We start from the raw sequence: 6,958 nt of genomic DNA on the forward strand, positions 1-6,958 counted from the left end.
CTCCGCGAGCCCATCGGCGACGCCGCCCCCCGCCCGCCCCCCGCCGGTCCCGTCGGAGAGACGTCCCGCGACCCGTACTGGTTCAAGCGGGCCGTGTTCTACGAGGTGCTCATCCGGGGTTTCGCCGACTCCAACGGCGACGGCACGGGCGACATCCGCGGTCTGATCTCCAAGCTCGACTATCTGGAATGGCTCGGCGTCGACTGCCTGTGGCTGCTGCCGATCTACTCCTCGCCGCTGCGCGACGGCGGTTACGACATCAGCGACTACTTCCAGATCCTGCCCGAGTTCGGTGACCTCGGCGATTTCGTCAGCCTCGTCGACGAGGCGCACCGTCGTGGCATCCGGATCGTCGCCGACCTGGTGATGAACCACACCTCCGATGCCCACCCGTGGTTCCAGGCGTCCCGGTCCGATCCGGAGGGGCCGTTCGGGGACTTCTACGTCTGGTCCGACACGGACGAACGGTATCCCGAGGCTCGGATCATCTTCGTCGACACCGAGAAGTCGAACTGGTCCTGGGACCCGGTGCGCGGCCAGTACTACTGGCACCGTTTCTTCTCCCACCAGCCCGACCTCAACTACGACAACCCCGATGTCCAGGAGGCGATGCTGGAGGTCCTGCGCTTCTGGCTGGACCTCGGCATCGACGGTTTCCGGCTCGACGCGGTGCCCTACCTCTACGTGCGGGACGACACCAACGGCGAGAACCTGCCGGAGACCCACGAGTACCTCCGGCGGGTCCGCAAGGAGGTCGACGCGAAGTACGCCGACCGGGTGCTGCTCGCCGAGGCCAACCAGTGGCCCTCCGACGTCGTCGAGTACTTCGGCAACGACGACGAGTGCCACATGGCGTTCCACTTCCCGCTGATGCCGCGCATCTTCATGGCGGTGCGGCGGGAGTCGCGCTACCCCATCTCCGAGATCCTCGCCCAGACGCCGCAGATCCCACCGAACTGCCAGTGGGGGATCTTCCTGCGCAACCACGACGAGCTGACCCTGGAGATGGTGACCGACGACGAGCGTGACTACATGTGGGCGGAGTACGCCAAGGACCCCCGCATGAAGGCGAACATCGGCATCCGCCGCCGGCTGGCCCCGCTGCTGGACAACAGCCGCGACCAGATGGAGCTGTTCACCGCCCTGCTGCTGTCGCTGCCGGGTTCCCCGGTGCTGTACTACGGCGACGAGATCGGCATGGGCGACAACATCTACCTCGGCGACCGGGACAGCGTGCGCACCCCGATGCAGTGGTCGCCCGACCGTAACGCCGGCTTCTCCACGTCCGACCCGGCCCGGCTCTACCTGCCTCTGATCATGGACCCGGTGTACGGCTACCAGGCTCTCAACGTCGAGGCCGGCCAGCGGATGCCGACGTCGTTCCTGGCCTGGACCAAACGGATGATCGAGGTGCGCAAGCGCCATCCCGTCTTCGGTCTGGGTACGTACGAGGAGCTGGCCGCGTCCAATCCGTCGGTCTTCGCGTACGTGCGCGAGTTCGGCGACGACCGGGTGCTGTGCGTCGCGAACCTGTCCCGCTTCGCCCAGCCGGTGGAGCTCGATCTGCGGCGATTCGAGGGACTGGTGCCCGTCGAGCTGCTCGGCCGGGTGCACTTCCCACCGATCGGTGAGCTGCCTTACCTTCTGACGTTGCCCGGACACGGACATTACTGGTTCGCGTTGACCGTACCGGGGGAATTCACCCCCTAGCCCCCTGCGGCCGTCGGGGGGAGAGTAGGACGCAGGATCCGACCTTGGTGACGGTGGCCGGGTCAGGTGAGACCGAGGGCCGGCCGGCGGACCGCGGGACGGGGTCGGCGGGAACACCGGGGTCGGCGCGGAGGTACGCGCGACACGGCCGACGAAAGGTAACTTTCGGGATATTCGACGTTAGGTGCACACGATGATCGTCGAGCACAGGCATCGGGAGGTCGAGGATGGGTGACCACCACGCCGAGCTGACCGGCCTGCTGACCGACTGGCTTCCTCGACAGCGCTGGTTCGCCGGCAAGGGCCGCGGCGTCGGGCGGATCCGGATCCGCCGGGACATCTCCGTCTTCGAGCCGCTGCGGCTGCTCATCGTGGACGTCGACTACGACCACGGGCCGCCGGACCACTACCAGGTGCCCATGGTGATCCGGGCCGACGCCCCCTTCGGCCACGAGGGTTTCCTGATCGGCGAGTGCGGCGGCGGGCTGGTGTACGACGGGCTGCACGACCCCGACGGCAGCTCCGCCCTGCTGCAGTTCCTCGGCCGCTCCGCCCGCCGGGACGACCTCGTCGCCGAGACGACGCGCGTGCTGGACGACCTGCCCGCGCACGCCGTCGGCGCGGAACAGTCCAACACCTCGATCATCTACGGGGACGCCTACATCCTCAAGGTGTTCCGCCGGCTCTGGCCGGGCCTCAACCCGGACCTGGAGGTCACCCGGGCCCTCGCCGAATCCGGCAGCACGCACGTCGCCGCCCCGGTCGCGTGGTTCTCCGGGGAGCTCGAGGGGCAGCCGACCACGTTCGGTTTCCTCCAGGAGTACCTGCGCAGCGGAACCGAGGGCTGGCGGCTGGCACTGGCCAGCGTGCGCGATCTCTACGCCGAGGCCGACCTGCACGCCGACGAGGTCGGCGGGGACTTCTCCGCGGAGGCCGAGCGGCTCGGCGCGGCCACCGCCGAGGTGCACGCGGACCTCGCCCGGGCACTGCCGACGCGCCAGCCCACCGCGGACGCGCTGCGCGCCCTGGTGACCTACCTGCACGGCCGCCTCGACGCCGCCGTCGAGGCGATCGCCGAGCTGCGCCCTTTCGAGGCCGCCGTACGCAAGTGCTACGACGAGCTGACCGGCGCGGCGCCGTCGGCCGTCCACCCCCGGCCGTTCCAGCGACTGCACGGCGACCTGCATCTCGGCCAGGTCCTTCGGGTCGACTCGGGCTGGGTGCTGTTCGACTTCGAGGGCGAGCCGGCCCGCCCGGTCACCGAACGGGTGGGGTTGGAGTCACCGCTGCGCGACGTCGCCGGAATGCTGCGCTCGTTCGATTACGCGGCCCGTTCCATGCTGCTGGAGCGGGACGACGAACCCGCGCTGGTCTACCGGGCCCAGGAGTGGGCCGACCGCAACCGGGAGGCGTTCTGCCGGGGGTACGGCGCCGTGGCCGGTCGCGACCCGCAGGAGGACGCGGCGATGCTGCGCGCGTTCGAGCTCGACAAGGCCGTCTACGAGGTGCTGTACGAGGTGCGTCACCGGCCGGGGTGGATCGGCATCCCGATGGCCTCGGTGGAGCGGCTCACCCAGACCCACCCGCCGGCCGAATGAGCGGGCGCGGGGCGGATCGACCCGCCGCCGGCACCGGTCAGCCAGACCATCAGCCCCATCGCGAAGAGAGAGGCAGGGGTGTCCCAGTGAACAATGGCGACGTCAACAACGGCACGGCGCGGACGGGACACCGCGGCGCCGGGCAGATCACCGGCCGGCCCGACCTCGATCCGGCGAGCGCACCGGTCCGCGGCCGATCGGGCCGCGTGGCCCTGGCCGACCGGGAGCCGGGACGCCTTCGCGACCTCGACGACGCGGACACCGCCGCACCGACGGCGACGGGCGCACCGACGGCGGCCGACGCGCCGACGGCGGTGGGCGACCAGCCGGCCCCGGGCGGCCCCGACGCGGCCCCGACCACCGCTGCCGCCGGCCCCGGCAGCCCCGGTGGCGCCACCGCGCAGGCGCCGGCCGCGTCGATCGGCCTGGTCCGGGAGGACCTGGAACGGCTCGTCAACGGCACCCACCACGACCCGCACGCGCTGCTCGGGGCGCACCCGGCCGGGGACACGACCGTCGTGCGGGTGCTGCGTCCCGACGCGAGCGCCGTGACCGTGCTCGTCGGCGAGGACCGCCACCCGGCGACCCGACTGCACAGCGGCGGGGTGTTCGCCGCGGCGCTGCCGGGGATCCTGCCCGACTACCGCGTCGAGGTGGCCTACCCGCACGACTCACACGTCGTCGACGACCCCTACCGCCACCTGCCGACTCTCGGCGAAGTGGACCTGCATCTGATCAGCGAGGGCCGGCACGAGGAGCTCTGGAAGGTACTCGGAGCGCACCTGCGCGAGCTGACGACCCCGGGCGGTGCGACCGTCACCGGGGTGGGCTTCGCCGTGTGGGCGCCGTCGGCACGAGGGGTGCGCCTGGTCGGCGACTTCGACTTCTGGGACGGCCGGGCGTTCCCGATGCGCTCGCTGGGCCACAGCGGCATCTGGGAGCTGTTCGTGCCCGGCGCCGGCGTCGGGCTGCGGTACAAGTACGAGATCCTCGGCTTCGACGGGGTATGGCGGCAGAAGGCCGACCCGATGGCGTTCCGCACCGAGGTCCCGCCCGCCACCGCAAGTGTCGTCACCCACTCGGACTACACGTGGGAGGACCAGGACTGGCTCGCCCGGCGCGCCCGCACGGCGTGGCACGCCGAGCCGATCAGCGTGTACGAGATCCACCTGGGCTCGTGGCGGCGCGGGCTGTCCTACCGCGAGCTCGCCGACCAGCTCACCGCCTACGTCCTGGACAACGGCTTCACACATGTGGAGATGCTGCCCGTCGCCGAGCACCCGTTCGGCGGCTCCTGGGGTTACCAGGTGTCGGCGTACTACGCCCCGACGGCGCGTTTCGGCAGCCCGGACGAGTTCCGCCACCTCGTCGACACGCTGCACCGCGCCGGCATCGGCGTGATCGTCGACTGGGTGCCGGCGCACTTCCCCCGGGACTCCTGGGCGCTGGGCCGCTTCGACGGCACCCCGCTGTACGAGCACCCCGATCCGCGCCGGGGCGAGCAGCCCGACTGGGGGACCTACGTCTTCGACGTCGGCCGCAACGAGGTGCGCAACTTCCTCGTCGCCAACGCGGTGTACTGGTTCGAGGAGTTCCACATCGACGGCCTGCGGGTCGACGCCGTGGCCTCGATGCTCTACCTCGACTACTCCCGCCCGGAGGGCGGCTGGGTGCCGAACGTGCACGGTGGCCGAGAGAACCTCGAGGCGGTGGCGTTCCTGCAGGAGACCAACGCGACGGTCTACCGGCGCTTCCCGGGCGTCATGATGATCGCCGAGGAGTCGACGGCCTGGCCCGGCGTCACCCGCCCCACCCATCTCGGCGGGCTCGGGTTCGGGTTCAAATGGAACATGGGCTGGATGCACGACACCCTGGACTACAACTCCCGCCAGCCGGTGCACCGCAGCTACCACCACCACCAGATGACGTTCTCGATGGTCTACGCCTACTCGGAGAACTTCGTCCTGCCGTTCAGCCACGACGAGGTCGTCCACGGCAAGGGTTCACTGCTGCGCAAGATGCCGGGCTCCCGGTGGGAGCAGCTGGCGAACCTGCGCGCGCTCTACGCCTACATGTGGGCGCATCCCGGCAAGAAGCTGCTGTTCATGGGCTGCGAGTTCGGCCAGGACAACGAGTGGAACGAGGCCGCCTCGCTCGACTGGCCGCTGCTGAGTGACCCTCCGCACCGGGGCGTGGCCAACCTGCTGGCGGACCTCAACGAGCTGTACCGATCCACCCCGGCCCTCTACCGCCGGGACAGCGATCCGACCGGCTTCTCCTGGATCGACGCCAACGACACCGCCAACAACGTGTTCTCGTTCCTACGCTGGTCGGACGGAACCGCCGCCGGCGGCCGCCCGGCCGGAGCCGAGCTGACCGGAGCCGGCGTGGCGGGCAGGCCGGCGGCCGGCGGCGGCCCGGCGGGCGTGGAGGTGACGGACGGCGGGGTACTGGCCTGCGTCACGAACTTCGCCGGAGTCGGCCACCACGGCTACCGCCTCGGTCTGCCCTTCCCCGGCCGCTGGCGGGAGGTACTCAACTCCGACGGGCAACGCTACGGCGGCGGCAACGTCGGCAACTTCGGCGCCGTGCAGGCCGTCGAGGAACCCCACCACGGCCTGCCCGCCTCCGCGACCCTCACCCTGCCGCCGCTCGCGTCGGTCTGGCTGGTGCCCGAATAGGACCTACCCGGCTGGGGTGTCTCAGCGGCACCGAGGGGCTGGACGCGGTCACCGTGCGGTGATCACGTCCGCCCCCTCGGTGCTCGCCGGCAAGGACACGAGGCGCGGCAGCGCGGCAGGCCGGCTGCGAACCTCAGAACAGGGCTGCGGCCAGGGAGCGACGGGCGGGGGCGACAGCGGGCTCGGCGTCGCCGAGCGCCTGGAACAGGCCGACGAGGTGGGCACGCGCCTGCTCTCGCTCCGGACCGGACGTGCGCCGCACGACCGCGACAAGGCCGGCGAGCGCGCTGGCCACGTCGCCCTGCGCGATGCCCAGGTCCGCAGCGGCGATCGCGGCGTCGACGTCGTCCGGATCGGCCGCGAGCCGCCTGCGGATGTCCGCTGGGTCGTGATCGCGCACCCGGCGCAGCAGCTCGGCGCGGGCGAGGCCGGTGAGCGCCTCCGTGTCCCCCGGCGCATCGGCGAGGCGGACCCGGTAGGACTCGACCGCCGTGTCGATGTCGCCGCGGGCCAGCGCATCCTCCGCCGCTGCCAAATAGGGGTCCCGCGCCGGATCCCCGGCCGCCGCACCGGGCACCCCGCCCATCGCCTCGTCGACGAGGGAGAGCAGCTGATCGAGCCAGTTGCGCACCTCGCGCTCGGGCACGGCGCCGGTGAACTCGCCGATGATGCGCCCGCCGACGACGGCCTTCACCGCCGGGATGCCCTGCACTCCCGCCGCCTGGGCGAGCCCCGGGTTGGCGTCGACGTCGATCTTGGCGAGAACCCAGCGGCCGCCGTCGGCCACGGCCAGTTTCTCCAGCACCGGGCTGAGCTGCTTGCAGGGACCGCACCAGGACGCCCAGAAGTCGAGCACGACCGGCACCTGCATCGAGCGGCTGACGACGTCGCCCGCGAAGCTCTCCTCGGTGACGTCGATGACCACGGGGCCGGCGGACGCGCCGTCAGGGCCGGCGGCGGCGCCTGTCG

At 71.4% G+C, this 6,958-nt stretch carries 4 protein-coding genes; 3 read left to right on the plus strand and 1 reads right to left on the minus strand.

Annotated elements, in window-relative coordinates; genetic code table 11:
* The 3 genes from treS to glgB form a co-directional block, all read left to right on the plus strand.
* Positions 1-1,710 (plus strand): maltose alpha-D-glucosyltransferase (treS, locus tag NBZ85_RS25085; RefSeq protein ID WP_264762254.1); only part of this gene is annotated, 1,710 nt, incomplete at its 5' end.
* 227 nt (positions 1,711-1,937) lie between these two features.
* Positions 1,938-3,308: a maltokinase N-terminal cap-like domain-containing protein gene (locus tag NBZ85_RS25090; protein WP_261553784.1), complete on the plus strand. Its 1,371-nt coding sequence runs from the start codon at positions 1,938-1,940 to the stop codon at positions 3,306-3,308.
* A gap of 314 nt (positions 3,309-3,622) precedes the next feature.
* Positions 3,623-5,989 (plus strand): 1,4-alpha-glucan branching protein GlgB, encoded by a 2,367-nt coding sequence (glgB, locus tag NBZ85_RS25095; protein ID WP_498041262.1) that lies wholly within the window; start codon positions 3,623-3,625, stop codon positions 5,987-5,989.
* A gap of 133 nt (positions 5,990-6,122) precedes the next feature.
* Here glgB and NBZ85_RS25100 read toward each other — a convergent pair.
* Positions 6,123-6,958: tetratricopeptide repeat protein (locus NBZ85_RS25100; protein ID WP_264762255.1), on the minus strand; the 836-nt coding region annotated here is incomplete at its 5' end.

It is taken from the genome of Frankia tisae, from assembly GCF_025403405.1.
Taxonomy (GTDB): Bacteria; Actinomycetota; Actinomycetes; order Frankiales; family Frankiaceae; genus Frankia; species Frankia tisai.